Genomic DNA, 20,313 nt, shown 5'->3' with positions numbered 1-20,313 from the left:
AGTGCCTCAGGGCGTGGTCGGGGCGGGGGTCACGGGGCCTGCCGCACACTGCGGAGCGGGCGGTCGGGAGGGGCGCGGGGAGCGGCGCGGCGCGGTCGGGGCGGGGTGCACGCAACGCCCCGCCCCACGGCGTCTCACAGCGCCCTCACGTACGGGAACGGCTCCGCGCAGGCCGTGCACCACAGGACCGACTGGCAGCGGGACGGGCCGAAGGGACTGTGCGGGCGGGTGGCGCGGGAGCCGCAGTGCGGGCAGGGCACCCCGCCCAGTTCCACGGGGACCGGGCCGGACGGGGCCGGGGAGACGGGCGGGGCGATGCCGTGCGCGGCCAGGGCGCGCCGCCCCTCGGCGGTGATGCGGTCGGTCGACCAGGGCGGCGACAGCACCTGCCGTACCCGGCCGGCCCGGTGGCCGCAGCCGGCCAGTACCTCCCGTACCGCGGCGGTGATCTCGGGCAGTGCGGGGCAGCCGAGGTAGGTGGGCAGGATCTCCACCTCCAGCACCCCGTCCGGGCCGGGCGCCACCGTGCCCAGTACGCCGAGGTCACCGAGGCTGATCACCGGCAGTTCGGGGTCGGGCAACGCCGCGATCCGGGCCCGTACCTCCGCGGCCGGCAGGGGGGTTTCGACCGCGGCGTTCACCAGGTCCCTCCGGGGAACTGCCGCCGCACCGACTGGAGTTCGGCGATCAAGGGGCCGAACTCCTCCGTGTGCCGGCCGGACCGGCCGCCGCGGGCCGTCCAGTCGGGAGCGGGGACGGTCAGTCCGGCTCCGGTGATCACCTCGGTGACCCGCCGGTGCCAGACCGGGCGCAGCGTGGCCGGTGCGGGGACCGTGCCGGACGCGGCCAGGCGGCGCGGGACGTCGTCCTCGTCGAAGAGTTCGGCGGTGTACGGCCACACCCGCTCCAGGCCCTCCCGCATCCGCCGGGCGCTCTCCGCGGTGCCGCCCGCCAGGGTCCTGGTCCAGCGGTCGGCGTGCGACCGGTGGAAGGCTACCTCCTGGGCGGCGCGGGCGCCGAACGCGGCCAGGTCCGCGTCGGCGCAGCCGGCCAGCGCCTCGTAGTACAAGGCCGCGTAGTGGGTGTAGGCGAGCTGCCGGGCCACGGTGGTGGCGAAGTCACCGTTGGGGAGTTCGACCAGCAGGACGTTGGTGAACTCGCGGTCCGGGCGGGTGAAGGCCAGGTCGTCCTCGGTGCGGCCGGTGCCGTCGAGCCGGCCGGCCCGGGTGAGCAGGACCCTGGCGTGGCCGATCAGGTCGAGGGCGATGTTGGACAGCGCGAGGTCCTCCTCGACGGTCGGTGCCCAGGTGATCCACTGGCACAGCCGCTGCCCGAGGACCAGGGCGTCGTCGCCCAGGCGCAGCAGGTGCAGCGCCAGATCGGCGTCGGTGCCGGTGCCGGTGCCGGTGACCGCGGTCGCCGGGGGCCCGGGCGGGGCCTCATGTGTGGTGGTCACCTTCGGGCCTTTCTCGGTCGGCGGCAGTCAGCGGCGGGAAGTGCTCGGGGTAGCGGTACGGCTTGTGGCGGGCGCCCGCGAAGTACGGGTCGCGTTCCTCCGGCGAGGCCGCGTGCACGGCGTCGGAACGGACCACCCACAGCGACAGCGGATCGCCCCGGCGGGTGTACAGGTCGCGGGCGGCGGCCAGGGCCGCGTCCGGACCGGCGGCCCGTACCGAGCCGACGTGCTGGTGGGCCAGGCCCCGGCGGCCGCGCAGGAAGACCTCCCAGGACGCCGGTGCGCCCTCTGCCGTACCGGCGCTCATCCGGTCTCTCCTTCCGTTCGTGCGGCGTGCGCGGTGGCGGCCGCCCGCACCCAGGCGCCGTCCTCGTGCGCGGCCCGGCGGTGCGCGACGCGCTGCCGGGCCCAGTGGGTGGCGTCGCCCAGCGCCTCGCGGTAGGTGTCCCAGTCGACGGGGGTGAAGTCGTAGTGGCCGCGTTCGGCGTTCCAGCGGATCGCCGGGTCGGGCAGGGTCAGGCCGAGGCGTTCGGCCTGCGGAACGCAGGTGTCGACGAAGCGCTGGCGCAGTTCGTCGTTGGTGTGCCGCTTGATGCCCCAGGCGATGGCACGGCGGGAGACGGCGGCACCCAGGGCGGCGGTCCGGGCGTCGACGCCGCCCGCCTCGGTGTCCGGCGGTCCGAACATCAGCGCCACGGCCGGCAGCCACCAGCGGTCCACCGCGTCCTGCGCCATCCGTTTCTGCTCCGGTGTGCCTTCGCACAGGGCGCGCATCAGGTCGTAGCCCTGCCGTACGTGGAACGCCTCCTCCTGGCAGACCCGGCGCATGGCGCGGGCGTAGGGCCCGTAGGAGGTGCGGCACAGCGGTGCCTGGTTGATGACGGCGGCGCCGTCCGTCAGCCAGGCGATGGCCCCGGTGTCGGCCCAGGTCAGGGCCGGGTGGTTGAAGGTGGCGGAGGCGCGCTGCCGGCCGTGGTGCAGGGCGTCGAGCAGGTCGGCGCGGTCCACGCCCAGGGTCTCGGCGGCGGAGTAGAGGTAGAGGCCGTGGCCGGCCTCGTCCTGGACCTTGGCGATCAGCACCGACTTGCGGTGCAGGGACGGGGCCCGGGTGAGCCAGGCGCCCTCCGGCTGCATGCCGATGATCTCGGAGTGGGCGTGCTGGGCGATCTGGCGGACCAGCATGCGGCGGTAGCCGTCGGGCATCCAGTCGCGTGGTTCGATCGTCTCGCCGGCCGCGATCAGCTCCTCGAAGCGGGCGAGCGGCGCCGCGTCGTCCGCGGCGGGTGCGGGGGCGGTGTCCGGCGCGGTCACCTGGCACCGCCCGGGTGGGCGGGGTCCGCCGTGCGGCGCGCGGGGCGCCGCCCCGCGCCCCGGTCCGGTACCGGCTGCCTGGGCACTCGCATCACTCCTCCGGTTCTGCGGCCTCCGGCCCCGGTCTCCGGCTTCCGCCGTCCGCCGGCCTTCGGCTCAGGGGCGCTTCGTTGCGGAAAGAGGCGCGGTACGGACTCCGGCTATCCCCGCCGGGCGGGCACCGGGCGCGTGACAAAGCTCACGGGGCGGCCCGGGGAGTGCGGCCGGGTGCGGTCGCCTCCTGAAAGGGGTGACAGACCAGTCCCGTACGGCGGCCGGCACGCCGAGGAAAGGGGAAACCATGAGCACCATCAGGGAGTTGCTGGTCGAGCTGACCGGTACGGCCGAGTACGCCGACCAGATCGGCGACGACGTCGACCTGGCCGCCAGCGGCATCGACTCCGGGGACCTGGTGCGTCTCGTCCTGCTGGTCGAGCAGCGGCTCGGCGTGGAGATCACCGCCGCGGACCTGGAACACCTGCGCACCATCGCCGACTACGAGCGTTTCGTGGCCGGGCAGCGGGTCGCCGGCGCCACCGGCGGTGCGTGATGTGGCTGACGCAGCTGCTGGAGCGCAACCGCCAGTGCTGGCCCGACCGGACCGCCCTGGTCGACGAGGAACGCAGTGTCACCTGGGCCCAGTTCCACGACCGTGTCGTGGAACTGGCGCACGGCCTGGCGGAGTTGGGCATCGAGCGCGGTGACCGGGTGGCGGTGCTGTCCAAGGACCGCATCGAGGTGCTGGAGAGCTACTTCGCGCTGGCCCGGCTCGGCGCGCTGTTCGTGCCGCTCAACCACAGCCTGGCCGTGCCCGAGGTGGCCGGCATCGTGGAGCGCGTCGGGGCGGTGGCCGTCCTCGGCGAGTCGGAGCTGCTGGACCGCCACGACCGGCTGCCCGCGTCGGTGCGGATCAGGATGGCGCTGGACAAGCCGGTCTTCGAGGCGCTGGGCACGCTGTCCGGCCCGCGGGAGCTGCCGGAGGTCGCCGACACCGACCCGATCGCCGTTCTGCACACCTCGGCGACCACCGGGCAGGCCAAGGGCGTCACCGTGGACAGCGCCTCGTTCCGGGCGATCGCCCTGGGCTGGCTGGTGATGGCCCGGCCCACCGACGACATCGTCATGGTCAATTGCTGCCCGCTGTACCACGGCAGCATGGTGGTGTCGCTGACCTACCTGGCGGCCGGCGCGACGGTCGTGCTGCTGCCGGGCTTCACTCCGCAGCGGGCGCTCGCCGCGGTGGAACGGCACCGGGCCACCCACATGTGGCTGGTGCCGCAGATGCTGCGTTTCATGCTCCAGGCGAAGCTGTCGGAGCGCACCGACCTGTCGTCGCTGCGGGAGATCCTCTACGGCGCCGCCCCGATGCCGCTCGACGTCTACGCGGACGCGGTACGGCGGCTCGGCTGCGGCTTCCGGCAGGTGTACGGGATGACGGAGGTGGGCGGCCCGTTCGTCACGCTCGGGCCGGACGAACACCCCGAGCCCGGGGACGTCACCGCCCGCATCCCCTGCGGCCGGGTCGTCCCGGGCATGTCGGCCCGCGCGGTGGACGAGCGGGGCCGGGAACTGCCGCCCGGCGAGATCGGCGAGATCGTGGTGCGCGGGCCGGGGGTCATGCGGGGCTACTGGAACGATCCGGAGGCCACTCGTGAGATCACCCTCGACGGCTGGATCCGCACCGGCGACCTCGGCTCCCTGGACGCCGACGGCCGGATCAGCCTGGTGGACCGCACCAAGGACGTCATCATCCGGGCGGGCCAGAACGTCTACCCGTCCGAGATCGAGCGCGCCCTGATGACGCACCCGGCGGTCCGCGACACCGCGGTGGTCGGCATACCCGACGAGGACTACGGCGAGGTGCCGCTGGCGTACGTGGCGCTGGTGCCGGGCGCGGACCCGGACCCCGCCGCCCTGCTGGCGCACGTGGCCGGCCTGCTCGCGCCGTACAAGCGGCCGCGCCGCGTCGAGTTCATCGAGCAGGTGCCGCGCAACCCCGCGGGGAAGATCGTGAAGAAGCTGCTGCGGGTCTGAGGGCCCCGCCGCTCCCCCGGTCTCGGCCGGCGGACCGCAGGTGCGGTCCGCCGGCCGAGACGTGTGTCCGGGCGGCTGTCGCGCTGCCCAGGGCGGCCGACGACCGGGCTGCCGCGCACGTCCGGCCGGTTCGTCGCACACCGCGGCCGGTCCGGACGGCGTGTCTGCCGTCCGGACCGGCCGCGGTACCCGTCGGACGCTGGTCGGCTCAGTCCCGCAGTGCCTTCGCCACCACCTCGGCGATGCGGGCGATCGGCTCGGGTTCGGTCATCTCGTAGTGGCCGCAGGGCACCTGGTGGTCGTGCAGGGTCCCGTCGACGTACGGCCGCCAGCTGTCGGCCTTGCCGGGCAGGCCCGCCAGGTCGGCCGCGGACCCGGCCGGCTCCTCCTCGGCCGCGCTGAAGAACAGCACGTCGCCGCGGTAGACGCCGGGGGCGAACTGCGGCGCGATGCGCAGGTTGTTGCGCATGACGGCGGCGATGGCGGCGGCCTCGGCGCGGGTGACGGGGGAACTCGCCGGGCCGGCCCCGACCGCCGCGCCGATCCGGTCCAGCACGGTGTCGGCGTCCAGGGGCGCCGGGCCCGGGTCCGGCGCGATCCCGGCCATCCGCGACAGCAGCGCCGCCACCTGCCGTTCGATCCCGGCCGGTTCCTGGACGATGCCGTGCGGCTGGGGGGCGTCGAGCAGGGCGAGCAGTCCGACCCGCTCGCCGGCCGCCTGGAGGGCGCAGGCCATCGCGTGCGCGACGAACCCGCCGTAGGACCAGCCCAGCAGCCGGTACGGTCCGTGCGGCTGGACCTGTCGCACCAGGTCGAGGTAGTGGGCGACCATGGCGGCGGCGTCCGGCGCGGGCGGCGCGGTGCCGTCGAGGCCGGCCGCCTGGATGCCGTAGACCGGCTGGTCGCCGCCGAGGTGGGGCAGCAGGCCGGTGTAGCGCCAGGAGACGCCCGCGCCGGGGTGTACGCAGAACAGGGGCGTGGCGGTGCCCTCGGTGCGCAGCGGCAGCAGCGGGCCGAGCGCGGCGGCCCCCGGCGTGCCGGTCCGTCCCTGACCGGCGGCGGCGAGGACCCCGGCCACGGTGGGCGCGGCCAGCAGGGTCGCCGCCGGGATGTCGAGGACGCCGGTCTGGCGCAGCCGGCCCGCGAGCAGCACGGCCCGCATCGAGTCGCCGCCGAGGTCGAAGAAGTTGTCGTGGACGCCGATGCCGTCGATGCCGAGGTTCTCCTCCCACAGCCGGGTCACCGCCGTCTCCTGCGGGGTGCGCGGCGGTATGTGCTCGGTGGTCAGCCGGGGGCGCGGGGAGAGGGTGGGGCCGGGGTCCGCCGGGGCCTGGCCGGCGGCGGGGTCCGGGCGGGTGCCTCGGGCGCCGGGGGCGTCGATCCAGTGGCGCCGGCGGTCGAAGGCGTACGGGGGCAGCGGGACCCGGCGGGGGGCGCCCGGTACCGGGGGCAGGGCGCTGTCGACGCCCGCGCTCCACAGCCGTCCCAGTGCCTCGGCGAGGACGAAGCCGTCGGCCGCCTCGGCCTTGGCGTGCCGCATGGTGGTGACCGTCACCGGGGCCGCGTCGGTCAACTGGCCGGTGGCGAGCTTGGTGAGGGTGTCGCCCGGTCCGATCTCCACCAGCACCGGACGCAGCCGGTCCCACAGGGCGGTCACACCGTCGGCGAACCGTACGGTGTGCCGGGTGTGGTCCAGCCAGTGCCGTACGGAGGTGGCCTGTTCACCGGTGACCCAGGTGCCGGTGACGTCGGTGACGTACGGGATGCGCGGCGGGCGCAGGGTGACCTGGCGCAGGTGGGCCTCGTAGGCCGGCAGCACCGGGTCCAGGACGTGCGAGTGCGCGGCGACGGGGATGCGCAGCCGGCGGAACGGGACGCCCCGGCTGGTGAGTCCGGTCTCGAAGCGGGTGACGGCGTCGAGGTGTCCGGCGACGGTGCAGGCGCCGGGGCCGTTGACGGCGGCCAGGGCCAGGTCGTCGCCGAGCAGCGGCCGGATCTCCTCGGCCGGGGCGGCGACACCGACCGTGGCGCCGCCGGCCCGGGTGATGAGCCGGGAGCGTTCGGTGACCAGCGGGAGCATGTCGGCCAGGTCGATGACGCCGGCCAGGCAGGCGGCGGTGTACTCGCCGAGGGAGTGGCCGATCAGCGCGTCGGGACGGATTCCCGCCTCGACGAGGGTGCGGGCGACGGCGTACTCGGTGACCACCAGTCCCAGGAACGAGGAGACGTGGTCGGGTTCGCGCCCATCGAACAGGGCGGTGCGCAGGTCGGTGCCGAGGACGGGCCGCAGGATGCGGGCGCACTCGTCGACGATGTCCCGGTAGACGGTGTGGTCGCGGTACAGCCCGGCGCCCATGCCGGGGTACTGGGTGCCGCCGCCCGGCAGCAGGAACGCCACCCGGACCGGGTCGTCGGGCACCGGCGGGGTGGCCGGGGCGGCGGAGCGCAGCGCGTCGACGGCCTCGGCGCGGCCGGCCGCCGTGACGGTGAGCCGGTGGCGCAGCGCGGGCCGGTCGGTGCGCAGGGAGTGCGCGATGTCGTCCAGGCGGGCGGCGGGCCGGCGTTCGAGGTGCCGGGCGAGGGCCTCGGCCTGGCCGCGCAGGGCGCCGGCGGTCCGCGCGGACAGCGGCAGCACCAGGCGGCGGCCGTCCTCGGCCGGCCGGGGTGCGGCGGGTGCGGTGGGCGGGGCCTCCTCCAGGATGACGTGGGCGTTGGTGCCGCCGATGCCGAAGGCGCTGACGGCGGCCCGGCGGGGATGGTCGCCCGCGGGCCAGTCCTCCAGGGCGGTGGGGACGCGGAAGGGGCTCGCGGTGAAGTCGATGAGCGGGTTGGGCCGGTCGAAGTGCAGGTTCGGCGGGATCTGCCGGTGTTCCAGGGCGAGGACGGCCTTGATGAGCCCGGCGATGCCGGCGGCGGCCCCGAGGTGACCGATGTTGGTCTTGACCGAGCCGAGCGCGCAGAAGCCGGTGCGGTCGGTGGACTGCCGGAACGCCTCGGTGAGGGCGGACACCTCGATGGGGTCGCCGAGTTTCGTGGCGGTGCCGTGTGCCTCGACCAGGCCGATGGTGCCGGCGTCGGTCTCCGCCTGGGCCTGGGCGTCGAGGATGACCTCGGTCTGTCCGGTGGCGCTGGGTGCGCTGAAGCCGACCTTGCGGCGGCCGTCGTTGTTGACGGCGCTGCCCCGGATGACGGCGCGGATCCGGTCGCCGTCGGCGAGGGCGTCCTCCAGCCGTTTGAGGACGACGGCGCCGACCCCGTCGCCGGAGACGGTGCCGGCGGCGTCGGCGGCGAAGGCGCGGCAGTGCCCGTCGGGCGAGAACGGGCCGTCGGGCACGTGGCGGTAGCCGAGCGCGGCCGCGGGGTTGAGGGACACGGCGGCGGCGACGGCGGTGTCGCAGCGGTGGTCGAGGAGGTCCTGGCAGGCGGTGTGCACGGCGACCAGCGCGGTGGAGCAGGCCGTCTGCACGGAGAGGGCGGGTCCGGTGAGGCCGAGTTCGTAGGCGACGCGGGTGGCGAGGGTGCCCAGCGAGTTGGCGGTGGCCGCGTGGACGAGGGCGACCGAGCCGGGCTGCCCGGCGAAGCGGGGGTACACGTGGGCCGGGTAGTAGCGGCTGTCGCCGCTGCCCGCGTACACCCCGAACCGCCCGGTCGCCGTGCGGTCGGCGCCGAGGCAGCCGGCGTCCTCCAGGGCGTGGTAGGCGGTCTCCAGCAGCAGCCGTTGCTGCGGGTCGACGACGGCGGCTTCGGCGGGGCTGTAGCCGAAGAAGCCGGCGTCGAAGCGGTCCATGCCGTCGACCGTGGACACCATGCGCACCAGCGCGGGGTCGTCGAGGTCGCGTGGGGCGCCGCCGGCGGCGAGGAACTCGTCGTCGGTGACCGGGCGGACCGACTCACGGCCGGTCGAGAGGTTCTCCCAGAAGGCGTCGAGGTCGTCGGCGTCGGGGAAACGGCCCGCCATGCCGATCACGGCGACCGCGGGGACGGTGTCCGCGGGGACGGTGTCCGCGGGGACGGTGTCGGCGGGGACGGTGTCGGCGGGGTGGTCGTCGTCGTGGGGTGCGGTGCTGTTGTGCACGGCGGGTGTCTCGTCCTCTCCCTCGTCGGTGGCGGGCCGGGGGCGTGGCGGTTCGGTGGGGGCGGGTGGTGTGCTTCCCGTACGGCCCACCGGGGCCCCGGCCGCCGTCGGTGCCGTCGGTTCAGGCACGGTCCCGGTCCTCCCGCCCGTGTCCTCGGCGGGCGGTGCGGCGGGCGCGGGCCGCGCGTTGCCGCTGGGCCTGTTCGCGGGCGCGGTCCAGGCCGGCGCCGGGCGTCGGAGCGGTTGCGTGCACCCCGCCGGCCGGACCGGCCGCCGGACCGCCCGCTGAACCGCCCGCTGAACCGCCCGCCGGACCGGCCGGCACCCCGAGGGACACCAGCCGACCGGCGAGCTCCCGCACCGTCGGGTGGCCGAACAGGTCGATCACCGACAGGTCGGTGCCGAAGGCCCGGTTGACGGCGGCCTGGGCGGTGACGAGCAGCAGCGAGTTGCCGCCCAGGTCGAAGAAGTTCTCGTCCCGGCCCACCCGGTCCCGGCCCAGCACCGCGCCCCACACCTCGGCGAGCCTGCCCTCCAGCTCCCTCGGGTCCTCCCCCGCCTCCGCCTGTTCCCGGTCGCCGGCCGCGCCCGCCGAGCACAGCGTCCAGGCGTCGGACAGCCCGGCCGCGCCGGCGGCGTCGGCCGCCGCCCGGTACAGGGCGCCCAGGTCGGTGCCGTCCGCCAGGCCGACGCGGGCGACCAGGCGGCGCACCTGGCGGACGGGGGCGGCGACATGGCCGCGCACCCAGGGCGCGGTGCGGTCGGCGCCGATCAGCAGGTGCGGTTCGTCCAGGGTGCGGGCCAGGTCGAACGAGCGGAGCGCGGCGCCGGCGTCGAGGACCCGGTAGCCGCGGGCCTCGGTGAGCGCGGTGAGGCGGTAGCCGCGGCTCATGCCGCGCTCGCGCCACATGCTCCAGGCCAGGGACTGCGCGGGCAGGCCCGCGGCGCGGCGGCGTACGGCGAGGGCGTCGAGGTAGGCGTTGGCGGCGGCGTAGGCGGCGTTCAGCGCGCCGCCGAACCAGCCGTTGACGGAGGAGAAGGTGACGAAGGAGGCGACCGGGTGGTCGGCGGTGATCCGGTGCAGGGTCCACGCGCCGCGCGTCTTGGCCTCCACCGCGTGCCGCCAGGTCGCCGGGTCCAGTTCGCCGACGGGGCGTTCCACGAGCGTGCCGGCCAGGTGCAGGACCGACGCCAGGGGCACGCCCCACGCCTCGGTGGCGTCCCGCACGGCGGCGCGTACCGCGTTCTCGTCGGTGACGTCGGCGGCGGCGTAGCGGACTTCGCCCAGTTCGCGCAGCCGGCCGAGTGTCTCTTCGGAGGGGTGCGGGGTGCGGCCGGTGATCAGCAGCCGGGTGCCGGGGGTGCGCAGCAGGTGGGCGGCGAGTTCGGTGCCGACGCCGCCCAGGCCGCCGGTGAGCAGGGTGAAGCCGTCGGGTGCGGGCGGTTCGGCGCGCACGGGGTGCTCGGGCAGGGCGGCGAGGCGGCGTTCGTAGCGCCTGCCGTCGCGGTACGCCACGTCCGTGCCCGCCGCGACCGCCGTCGCCTCGGCCAGCAGGACGGGCAGCGGGTCGGTGTCCTCGTCCGGGGCGAGGTCGAGGTGCGTGCAGCGCAGCCCGCCGGACTCCTCGCCCAGCGACTTCAGCAGCGCGGCCGCCATGGCGTGTGCCGGTGCCGGGCTTTCGCCGGGACGTACCGCCTGGGCGCCGGCCGTCACGTACACCAGGTCCAGCGGGCGTCGCCGCGTGGTCAGGGCCCGGGCCAGGGCGAGGAGGTCCTCGGGGCCGGCCGGGTCGTCGGCGGGCCGGTCGTCGCGCAGTGCGTCGAGGTACAGGACGGCGTCCACCGGCCGCTGGTCGCCCTCCAGCCGGTCCAGCAGCGCGGCGTAGTCCCGCTCCGCGCCGGGCCGGACCCGGTAGTGGGCGGCGTCCTGACGGGCGTACGAGGCGCCCTGGACGGCCAGGGTGCACAGCCCGCCGGCGGCGCGCACGTCGTCGGCGAGCCGCTGGGCGAGCCGTCGGACGCGGGGGTGGCCGCCGGTCAGCACCAGGGTGTGCCGGCCCGGGGACGCGGCGCGCGGGCCGGGTCGTGCCGCGGGCTGCCACACCGGGCGCAGGAACCAGTCGGGGACGGTGGCGGCGGTGCCCAGCAACAGCTGGGTGCGGCGGACCTCCTCGTCGAACGCGCCCGCCTCGAAGCTCTTGCGCAGCCTGGTGCGCTGGATCTTGCCGATCTCGGTCTTGGGGACCGTGTCCCGGTCCACGGGGACGAGGAAGGCGGGACTGACGCCGATCTCCCGGGTCACCTTCCCGGCGATCTCGCGCAGGGCGCCGGCGGTGGCCTCGCCGGTGAGGTGAAAGAAGAGGGCGAGTTCGTCGGTGGGCGACGACGGGTCGGAGCGTACGGCGACCGCGGCGGTGAAGCTGCGCTCCACACAGGGCAGTTCCTCGACGCACGCCTCGATCTCGTAACTGTAGTGGTTGACGCCGTTGACGATGATGACGTCCTTGGCTCGGCCGGTGATGTACAGCTCACCGTCGCGCAGGTAGGCCAGGTCGCCGGTGTCGAACCAGCCGTCCTCGGTGAACGCCTCCGCGTTGGCGCCCGGGTTGTCGTGGTAGCCGCCCGTCACGGAGGTGCCGCGGACCTGGAACCGGCCCGCCTCGCCCTCGGTGAGGACCCTGCCCCGCTCGTCGACGATCCGCATGGCGAATCCGGGATAGGGCAGGCCGCAGCTCACGAACACCCCTTCGCCGTCGACGGGTTCGGGTGGCAGGACGGCGTCGGTGACCACCGAGCAGGTCTCGGACATGCCCCAGCCGGGGTGCATCACGTCCTGCGGCAGGCCGAACGGCTTCAGGGTGTGCAGGAACCGGCGGGCGGCGGCGGCCACCACGACCTCGCCGGCGTTCATCACCAGCCGCATCGGGGACAGGTCCCAGGCGCGGTCGGCATAGCGGTCGGACTGCTCGGCGAGGAGACCGAAGGCGAAGTTGGGCGCCCAGGTGACGGTGACCCGGTGCCGGTCGGCGAGGTCCATCCAGCGCGGCGGGTCCTGGAGGATCCAGGAGGTGGGGGCGTGGATCTGGCGGCAGCCCAGGTAGACGTCCCGCAGGTGGAACATGACCACGCCGGTGACGTGGTCGAGCGGGATCCAGTTCAGGGTGACGTCGTCGGCGCCGAGCCCGTTCATCTGCTCGGTGGCGGCGGAGCGGGTCAGGACGTTGCGGTGGGTGAGGCGGACCGCCTTGGGCAGGCCGGTGCTGCCGGACGTCATCAGCATCAGCATCAGGTCGTCCGGCCGGGCGGGGTACCAGTCGTGGTCCTCGGGGGCCTCGCGCAGCGCGTCGGCCGTGGTGAGCCTGAGGCCGGGCCAGCCCTGCCGGGCGGCGACCGAACGCAGCCCGGCCGCGCGGCCGGCGGAGCACACGATCCGGGGCCGGCCGAGCATCCGCCAGATGCCCTCCAGTTTGGTCAGGGCCGCCGAGGGGGTGCCGTAGGCGGCGGGGACGGTCAGCGGTACGGCGACGAAGCCGCCCAGCAGGCAGCCCCACAGCACGGCGAGGAAGTCCTCGGTCGCGTCGCACTGGAGGATGACCTGGTCACCGGGGCGCAGTCCGGCCCGGCGCAGTCCGGCCAGGACCCGGGACGCCTCGGCGGCCAACGAGGCGTAGGTGCGGCGGTGTTCGGTTCCGTCGGGGTGGACGTGGACGATGTCGCCGCGCCCCTGCTCGGCGGCCCGGCGCAGTGCCTCGGCCCAGCCGGGCACGGACGGCTCGGCCAGGGCGGGGCCCTCGCTGAGCGCGAGGGCGCCGGAGGCGTCCCCGGCGCGGGCCGCGTCCCCGGCGCGGGCGGCGTCGGGGGCGGCGGCCGGGGTGCGGTGCGGGCGGCCGGTGTGGCGGCGGGGCAGTTCCTCGGGGGCGTCCGTCACCGTGACCTCGGTGGCGGTGACGCCGGGGATGCCGCTCAGCCGTTCCCGCCAGCTGTCGGCGGCGGCGCGGTCGACTGCGGGCAGGGCGCGCAGCGCCGCGGTGTCGACGGTGCCGTCCTCGGCGCGGGGCAGGGCGTTGACGGCGGTGACCCGGACGGTGCCGTGGCCGGCTCGGGCGAGGGCGTCCTCGGCGCGTTCGGCGGCGTCCGTCCGCCCCGGCACCACGTACAGGCGCGGCGGGGTGCCGTCGGCGCCGGGCAGGGCGTGGGCGGCCTGGATGCCGGGCACGGCCCGGACGGTGCCGGTGAGCCGGTCCGCGTCGGCCGGGGCGGGGGTGCGGTCGGGGAGGGCGGGCAGGGCGCCGACGCGGACGCCGGGTTCGGTGCCCACCGTGCGCAGGATGTCGTGCAGGGCGCGGGCGAAGGCTTCGGCGGTGCCGGTGTCGTACAGGTCGGTGGCGTACTCGACGTGCAGGGTCAGGCCGTCGGGGGTGCCCTCGGGGGTGCGGTGTTCCTGGACGTCCACGAAGAGGTCGAACTTGGCGGTGCCGGTGGCTGTGGGCCGCAGCGGGGTGCGCCTGCCGTCCAGGTCGAGGACGGCGGGTTCGTTGTTCTGGAGGGCGAGCATCACCTGGAACAGGGGGTGCCGGCCGGGCCTGCGCGGGGGGTTGAGGTCGTCGACCAGCCGGTCGAAGGGGAGGTCCTGGTGGTCCAGGGCGGCCAGGTCGGCGGTGCGCAGGCGGGCGAGCAGTTCCCGGAAGGCGGGGTCGCCGGAGGTGTCGGCGCGCAGCACCAGGGTGTTGGCGATCAGGCCGATCAGCGGGTCGAGGGCGGGGTCGGTGCGGCCCGCGACGGGCGTGCCGAGGACGATGTCCTGGCCGGCGCCGCACCGGGTGAGCAGGGCGCTGACGGCGGCGTGCAGCACCATGAACAGGCTGGCGCCCTCGCGGTCGGCGAGGTCCAGCAGAGCGCGGTGGGTGCCGGGGCCTACCGCCGTCTCGACGTGTGCGCCGTCGCCGCGCGGGGCGGCGGGCCGCGGCCGGTCGCCGGGCAGGGTGCACTCCTCGGGCGCACCGTCCAGCGCGGTACGCCAGTACGCGGTCAGCCGCTCCAGGTGTCCCGGTCCGTCCGGTGCGGGGGCCAGCAGGGCGCGCTGCCACAGCGCGTAGTCGGCGTACTGGACGGGCAGCGGGGGCAGGCCGGGGGCGCGGCCGGCGCGGCGGGCGGCGTAGGCGGCGCCGAGGTCGTCGGCGAAGGGCCGCAGCGACCAGCCGTCGGCGGCGCTGTGGTGCAGGAGGAGCAGCAGCGTGCGGTCGGTGTCCGGGCCGAGCAGCCAGGCGGCCAGCGGACTGTCGGCGGCGAGGTCGAAGCGGTGCCGCAGCACGGCGGCGGCCTGGGCGGCGGTCTCCGGGGCGGGGCAGTCGATGACGCGCAGCGGTGGCCGGAGTCCGCCCGGCGGCAGGATGCGCTGGAAGGGGGTGCCGTCGTGTTCCGCGATCACCGTGCGCAGGATCTCGTGCCGGTCGGCGAGGTCGCCGAGGGCGGCCCGGAGGGCGTCGGGGTCGGGGCTCGGGCCGAGCGGGACGAGGAGCGGGATGTGGTAGGTGGCGGCGCCGTCGTCGAGCCGGTGCAGGAACCACATGCGTTCCTGCGCGTACGACAGCGGCAGCCGCGCCGGACGGGCGGCGGCCCCGGGGACCGGCCGGGCCGGGACGCCGGCGCCGTCCGCCCGGGCCGGGAGGCGCTCGGCGAGCGCGGCCGGGGTCGGGGTGTCGAACAGCGCGGTGATGGAGACCTCGGCGCCGGTCTCCTGCCGCAGCCGGGCCAGCAGCCGGGTGGCGAGCAGGGAGTCGCCGCCCAGGTCGAAGAAGTTGGCGTCGACGCCCACGGTGTCCCGGTCCAGCTTCAGCACGTCCTCGAACAGACCGCACACCACGGCCTGTCGCTCGGTGGCGGGCCGGGTGCCGGAGGCGGCGGTGGCGGTGAAGTCGGGGGCGGGCAGCGCGTCGGTGTCGAGCTTGCCGTTGGCGGTCAGCGGCAGGGTGTCCACGGGGACGCACACGGCCGGGACCATGTACTCGGGCAGCCGGGCGGCGGCGTACGCCCGCAGCTCGGCCGGGTCGAGGGGGGCGTCCGCGAGGCTCCGGTGACCAGTGCGCTGCTCGCCTCCCGCGGGGACGGCGCGATCAGAGCGCTGTTCGTCTCCCGTTCCGGACGCGGCGCCGGCTCCCGCCGGAACGGTGTAGGCCACGAGCTGCTCGCCTCCGTGCCCGGCGCGGCGGACCACCACGGCGGCCCGCGCCACGGCCGGGTGCGTGGCGAGGACGGCCTCGATCTCGCCCGGCTCGACGCGGAAGCCGCGCAACTGCACCTGGGCGTCGGCCCGGCCCAGGTACTCGAGGGTGCCGTCGGGGCGGCGCCGGGCCAGGTCGCCCGAGCGGTACATGCGGGTGCCGGGCGGCCCGTAGGGGTCGTCGAGGAAGCGTTCGGCGGTCAGCTCGGGCCGGTTCAGGTAGCCGGCGGCGACACCGGCCCCGGAGACGTGGACCTCCCCGGTCGCGCCGGGCGGCACCGGGCGGCACTGGTCGTCCAGCAGGTGCACCCGCAGGTCCGCGAGGGGGGTGCCGACGACGCTGCCGCGCCGCGGGTCGTCGAGGTCCGCGCGGGTGACGCGGTGGTGGGTGACGTGCACGGTGGTCTCGGTGATGCCGTACATGTTCACCAGCGCCGGACGGTCCAGCCCGTGCCGGTCGGCCCAGGGTCGCAGCCGGGCCGGGCGCAGCGCCTCGCCGCCGAAGACGACGTACCGCAACGCGCCGATGTCCCCGCCGAGTCCGAGGTCGGCGTCGATGAGCTGTTCGAACGCGGACGGCGTCTGGTTGAGCACGGTCACGCCCTCCCGGTGCAGCAGCTCCCGGAACGCGCGCGGCGAGCGGCTGACGGCGTAGGGGACGACGACGATCCTGCCGCCGTGCAGCAGGGCGCCCCAGATCTCCCAGACGGAGAAGTCGAAGGCGTAGGAGTGGAACAGCGTCCACACGTCGTCGGGGCCGAAGGCGAAGTGCTCGGCGGCGGCGGTGAAGAGGCGGACGACGGCCGCGTGCGTCACGGGCACGCCCTTGGGGCGGCCGGTGGAGCCGGAGGTGTGGATGATGTACGCGGTGTCGTCCGGGCCGGCCGGTCCGCGCCGCTCGGCGTCGGTGAGGGGGCCGGCCGGGCGGCGGGCCAGGTCGGCGGCGGTGCCGGGGTCGTCGAGGAGGAGGGCGGGTACGGCGTCGTCGGCGAAGTGGACGGCGGGTACGGCGTCGTCGGCGAGGTGGGCGTGGGCGCGTTCGGTGACGAGGGCGACCGGGGCGGCGTCCTCGACGACCAGCCGCAGCCGCTCGGCCGGGTGGCCGGGGTCGAGCGGGAGGTAGGCGGCGCCGGTCTTGAGGACGGCCAGCAGGGCGGGCAGCAGTCGGATGCCCCGGTCCAGGGCCAGCGCCACCACGGTGCCGGGGCCCGCGCCGCGTTCGGCCAGCAGCCGGGCCAGCCGGTTGGCCCGCGCGTCCAGTTCGGCGTAGGTGAGGTGTTCGTCGCCGCAGGTGACGGCGGTCCGCTCCGGGCCGGACGCCGCCTGCTGTTCGAAGAGCGCGGTGAGGGTGTGCTCGACCGGGTAGTGGCGCACGGGGGTGTCGCGTGGGTGTTCGCCGGGCAGCAGGAAGTCCAGGTCGCCCAGCGGCGTCGCCGGTCCGGTCCCGGCGAGCCGGCGCAGTACGGCGGTGAACCGGTCGCTCAGGAGGGCGAGTTCGTCCTCCTCGTACAGGGCCGGGTTGGCGTCGAAGGCCAGCCACAGCCCCTCGGAGCGGGCGCCGGGCCGGACGGAGATCTGGAGGTCGTCGACGGCCCCGCCGGACAGGTGGTGCCAGGTGCTGGGGGCACCGCCGAAGACTGGGGACTCGTCGAACGGGACGATGTTCAGCACCGGCCCGTACAGCCGGCGCCCGGTGCCCAGCAGGCCGAGGTCGCGGCGCAGGAACTCGCCCCGGTACTGCTGGTGGCGGCGCAGGTCCGCGAGTTCCGCCGCGACGGCGCGGGCCAGTTCCGCCACCGGCGTGTCCGGGCCGGCCGCCACCCGCAGCGGCAGGACGTCGGACGCGGTGCCGGGGGCGCGCAGGGCGGCGCTGCCGAACCGGCCCATCGTGGCCAGGCCGAGGACCAGGTCCTCGGCGCCGGTCATCCGGTGCAGACAGGCGGCGGTCGCGGTGGCCAGCAGGCCGGCGCGGGTCACCCCGAGCCGGGCCGCGGCGGAGTCGAGGGCGGCGGTCTCGGCGGGGCTCAACTCGGCGGTGCGGCGCAGGAAGGGCGCGGTGGGCGGCGCGGTGCGGGAGGTGAGCCGGGCGGGCTCCGGGAGTCCGGCCAGCCGCCGGGCCCAGTGGTCGCGGTCGCGGGCGAAGCGGTCGGAGGCGCGGTAGGCGGCCTCGTCCTGCTGGAGCCGGGCGACCGGCGCGAAGGGGGACGGGCCGGGGTCGCGGCCCTCGGCGAGCGCGTTGTGCGTCTCGGCGAGGCGCCGGCCGACGAGCTTGTAGCTGTACCCGTCGAGCAGCAGGTGGTGGGCGCGCAGCAGCCAGAGGTGGCGGTCGGGGGCCAGGGTCAGCAGGGAGTGCCCGAACAGCGGGCCCTTGTCCAGGTCGACGGGGGTGGTGAGGTCGGCGCGGACGTAGGCCCACGCGGCGGCCTCGGGGTCGGCGGTGTCGCTGACGTCGGTCCGGTGCAGGACCCAGTCGTCGGCGTCGGCGGCGCGGTGGCAGCGGGGGCCGTCGTCGGTGTCGGCGAAGCGCAGGGCGAAGGTGTCGGCCTCGCCGACGGTGCGCCGCAGCGCGGTCTCGAACAGGGCGGTGTCGAGCGGCCCGTGGATCTCCACGGCCTCCGCGGTGGTGTACGCGGCGGCGTCCGCCGCGAGCCGTCCGGCGAACCAGAGTCCCTCCTGGGCCCCGGACAGCGGTCGACGTTCGTCCTCCTGGAGTGACATAGCACAACCCTCACGTGGCAAGCCGTAGTGTCCCGGACGGCGAAGGCCCGGCGGATCGGACGGGTGCGGCCACCGCTCCGGGCCGTCCTCGCGCGGGGTGCGGGCCGGACCCGCCCACGGGCGGCAAGGGGAGGTCGCACACCGGGGACGGGGCACATGGCCGACGGTCCCGCCCCGGTTTCACGGCACACCACCGTGCGCCGCGCGGGGCGACCGGTCAAGCCGGAACAGGGCCCGGGCGGGGCGATTCAAGGATTTCCCTGAATCGCGTGCGGCGAGGGAGTCGGCGGTTCCGGCGGACTTCTAGGGAATTCACGCGACTTCCCTTCAGGCGGGGTTCCCGGCTGGATTCGGCCGTGCCGCGCGGTGCACTCTCGGAAAAGCCCCCGGTCCGGGTGCGGACTCCTTTTGCGGGCAATCCCGCTCCCCCGTGCGCGCTCTGCGAGTGGTGAGGTGCACGGCCCGGAAGTGATGACGAAAGAAGGATGACGGCATGCACCGTGCGCTGTGTCCGGTCGAGACGCTCTACGTGGGTCAGCGAAGCAGGGCCGTCCTGTCGTGCGCGCTGCGCGGACGGGTCGACGTACGGGCGCTGGCGGCCGCGTACGACGCGATGACACAGGCCCATCCGACGCTCCGGTCCCGGATCGCGCCGGACGGCGCCGGTTTCGCGCTGCGCCTGCTCGACGAGGACGAACGGCCCCGGCTGAGCACCCGTACCGGAGTCGACGAGGCCGCGGAGTACGCGGCGGAACTGAACCGGCCGCTGCCGGTCGGCGGGCCGCTGAGCCGCGCCGTCCTGGTCAGCGCGCCGGACGGCACGAGCCATCTGTTCATGCTGGTGGTCGACCACACCGTCACCGACGGCCACAGCAGTATCGCGTTGCTCAACGCGCTGTGGGACCACTACCGGGCGCTGGTCGAGGGCGGGCCGTCCCCCGTGCCCCCTGCCACGGCGGACGGGCCGCGCTGGCCGCGCCCGGTCAGCGAACTGCTGCCGCCGGCCGACGAGGCCGCCACCGCGCGCTACCTGGACGACCGGACCGAGGCGGTACGACGGCACCCGGTCGACCTGGTGCCGTACGACGTGCCGCGTACGGACCCCGGCACGGACGGCGCAAGGGGCGCGGACGGCGCGAGCGCCGGGCGCATCGAGGTGCGGCGGCTGACCTTGGAGCCGGAGCCGACCGCGGCGCTACGCTCGACGGCACGCGCCCACGGGCTGTCGGTGCACGCGCTGATCGCCGCCGCCCTGCTGGCCACGGCCCGGCGGCGGCTGCCCGGCGCCGGCCCGCGCACCCTGGGCTGCCTCTCCCCCGTCGACCTGCGCTCCCGGCTCTCCCCGCCGCTGCCCGCCGCCGTACTGGTGCCCGCCGTCACCACACACCTGCAGACCCTCGACGTACCCGACGGCCCCGACCCGCTGGACCTGGCGCGCACCGTGCACGCCAGGCTGACCGGTTTCGTCGCGCGCGGCGAGCACGTGCACGAGATGCGCGTCACCCCGGAGATCCCCCGCGATCCCGCGCTGCAACTGGCCACGGTGATCGCCACCAACATGGGTGTGGTGCCCGGCCCCCGGCCGCCCGCCGGTCTGCGCGCGGTGGACGTCCGGCTGGTGCCGGCCCGCGAGCAGTACTTCCCGCAGGCCGGCCGCAGTCCCGTGATGGCGTGCGTGGTCTCCTTCGAGGGCCGGCTCGCCATCGAGTTCCCGCACTCCACCGCCTGTTTCAGCCCGGCGTTCATGCGGGCGTTCCGCGACGACGTACGCGCCGCACTCCTCGGCTTCGCGCACCCGGCGCGCCCCGAGCGCATCCCGGCGGCCGTGAGCTGAGCGCGCCCCACCGCTCGTGTCCCCCCGCCCGGCCACTGTAAGGAGCCTGCCCGACATGACCACCGTCAGCGAACTCCCCTCCCCCCTGGTTCTGCTCCCCCGAGCCCAGTCGGGCGACGAGCACGCGATGAACCACTTGCTGACCCGCATCACGCCGTACGTGGCCCGGATCTGCCGGTCCATCACCCACGACGACGGGGCCGACGCCACCCAGGAGGCGCTGCTCGCCATCTACCGCGGTCTGGGATCGCTGCGCGACCCGGCGGCGTTCTACGGCTGGGTGCGCGCGGTGACGGTCCGCGAGGCGGTCCGCACCGCCCGGCGCTACGGCGCGGAGCACAGCTGCTCCGAGGTGGAGTCCCGGCAGGAGGCCAACCCGCTGGACGCGGTGCACATCAGCGATGTGCTGGACCGGCTCTCCCAGCCGCACCGGGAGGTCCTCACGCTGCGCGCCTACGGGCTGAACGAGGAGGAGATGGCACGGGTGCTCGCGCTGCCCGTCGGTACCGTACGGTCCCGGCTGTTCCGCGCCCGCCGCCGGTTCCAGGAAGCCTGGCAGCCCACGGCGGCCTGACGTGCGGCGGGCCGTGGCGCTGTGTACCGCCACGGCCCGCCGTCCGGGCCCC

General features: G+C 75.8%; 10 protein-coding genes. 4 read left to right on the top strand and 6 right to left on the bottom strand.

From position 1 onward, the window contains the following. Positions 1-134: 134 nt before the first annotated feature. Genes paaD through paaA form a run of 4 tightly spaced genes read right to left on the bottom strand, consistent with a single transcriptional unit; the run spans position 135 to position 2,767 of the window. Positions 135-641 carry a 1,2-phenylacetyl-CoA epoxidase subunit PaaD gene (gene paaD, locus ACZ3IG_RS27020; RefSeq protein ID WP_467435281.1) on the bottom strand — a complete coding sequence of 169 codons (507 nt, stop codon included), beginning with the start codon at positions 639-641 and terminating at the stop codon, positions 135-137. Next, positions 638-1,456, bottom strand: coding sequence for a 1,2-phenylacetyl-CoA epoxidase subunit PaaC (gene paaC, locus ACZ3IG_RS27015; protein ID WP_467435280.1), 819 nt, complete (start codon positions 1,454-1,456; stop codon positions 638-640). Before paaC ends, paaD begins: the two co-directional genes overlap by 4 nt. After that, a complete protein-coding gene (gene paaB / locus ACZ3IG_RS27010) occupies positions 1,440-1,763 on the bottom strand; it encodes a 1,2-phenylacetyl-CoA epoxidase subunit PaaB (RefSeq protein ID WP_467435279.1) in 324 nt (107 codons plus the stop codon). Before paaB ends, paaC begins: the two co-directional genes overlap by 17 nt. Continuing rightward, entirely contained in the window at positions 1,760-2,767 is a 1,008-nt protein-coding gene (paaA, locus tag ACZ3IG_RS27005; protein ID WP_467435278.1) for a 1,2-phenylacetyl-CoA epoxidase subunit PaaA, read from the bottom strand. Before paaA ends, paaB begins: the two co-directional genes overlap by 4 nt. 340 nt (positions 2,768-3,107) lie before the next feature. On the opposite strand from paaA, the gene ACZ3IG_RS27000 reads away from it, so the two are divergent. Then, the gene (locus ACZ3IG_RS27000) at positions 3,108-3,356 is read left to right on the top strand and encodes an acyl carrier protein (protein ID WP_467435276.1); all 249 of its coding nucleotides are present in this window, start codon (positions 3,108-3,110) and stop codon (positions 3,354-3,356) included. Next, complete coding sequence (locus tag ACZ3IG_RS26995; protein ID WP_467435328.1) at positions 3,356-4,840, top strand: class I adenylate-forming enzyme family protein; 1,485 nt, start codon at positions 3,356-3,358, stop codon at positions 4,838-4,840. The genes ACZ3IG_RS27000 and ACZ3IG_RS26995 overlap by 1 nt, the downstream gene beginning before the upstream one ends. A 208-nt stretch (positions 4,841-5,048) precedes the next feature. On the opposite strand, the gene ACZ3IG_RS26990 is transcribed toward ACZ3IG_RS26995, so the two are convergent. Both ACZ3IG_RS26990 and ACZ3IG_RS26985 read right to left on the bottom strand, forming a co-directional pair. Then, positions 5,049-9,044: a type I polyketide synthase gene (locus ACZ3IG_RS26990; protein WP_467435275.1), complete on the bottom strand. Its 3,996-nt coding sequence runs from the start codon at positions 9,042-9,044 to the stop codon at positions 5,049-5,051. After that, complete coding sequence (locus tag ACZ3IG_RS26985; RefSeq protein WP_467435274.1) at positions 9,037-17,853, bottom strand: amino acid adenylation domain-containing protein; 8,817 nt, start codon at positions 17,851-17,853, stop codon at positions 9,037-9,039. The genes ACZ3IG_RS26990 and ACZ3IG_RS26985 overlap by 8 nt, the downstream gene beginning before the upstream one ends. A 493-nt stretch (positions 17,854-18,346) precedes the next feature. On the opposite strand from ACZ3IG_RS26985, the gene ACZ3IG_RS26980 reads away from it, so the two are divergent. Both ACZ3IG_RS26980 and ACZ3IG_RS26975 read left to right on the top strand, forming a co-directional pair. Next, complete coding sequence (locus ACZ3IG_RS26980; protein WP_467435272.1) at positions 18,347-19,687, top strand: phthiocerol/phthiodiolone dimycocerosyl transferase family protein; 1,341 nt, start codon at positions 18,347-18,349, stop codon at positions 19,685-19,687. Between the two features lie 55 nt (positions 19,688-19,742). Beyond that, complete coding sequence (locus ACZ3IG_RS26975; RefSeq protein WP_467435271.1) at positions 19,743-20,261, top strand: RNA polymerase sigma factor; 519 nt, start codon at positions 19,743-19,745, stop codon at positions 20,259-20,261. The last annotated feature ends 52 nt before the right edge of the window (positions 20,262-20,313 follow it).

The organism is Streptomyces sp. NPDC016677, from assembly GCF_055562815.1.
The sequence above is the reverse complement of the archived record's forward strand: the minus strand, read 5'-3'. Positions and strand labels throughout refer to the sequence as shown.

Bases quoted from the DNA above. Each gene is read 5' to 3' on its own strand.
- paaB (WP_467435279.1), bottom strand. From the start codon at position 1,763: ATGAGCGCCGGTACGGCAGAGGGCGCACCGGCGTCCTGGGAGGTCTTC.
- ACZ3IG_RS27000 (WP_467435276.1), top strand. From the start codon at position 3,108: ATGAGCACCATCAGGGAGTTGCTGGTCGAGCTGACCGGTACGGCCGAG.
- ACZ3IG_RS26995 (WP_467435328.1), top strand. From the start codon at position 3,356: ATGTGGCTGACGCAGCTGCTGGAGCGCAACCGCCAGTGCTGGCCCGAC.
- ACZ3IG_RS26985 (WP_467435274.1), bottom strand. From the start codon at position 17,853: ATGTCACTCCAGGAGGACGAACGTCGACCGCTGTCCGGGGCCCAGGAG.
- ACZ3IG_RS26980 (WP_467435272.1), top strand. From the start codon at position 18,347: ATGCACCGTGCGCTGTGTCCGGTCGAGACGCTCTACGTGGGTCAGCGA.
- ACZ3IG_RS26975 (WP_467435271.1), top strand. From the start codon at position 19,743: ATGACCACCGTCAGCGAACTCCCCTCCCCCCTGGTTCTGCTCCCCCGA.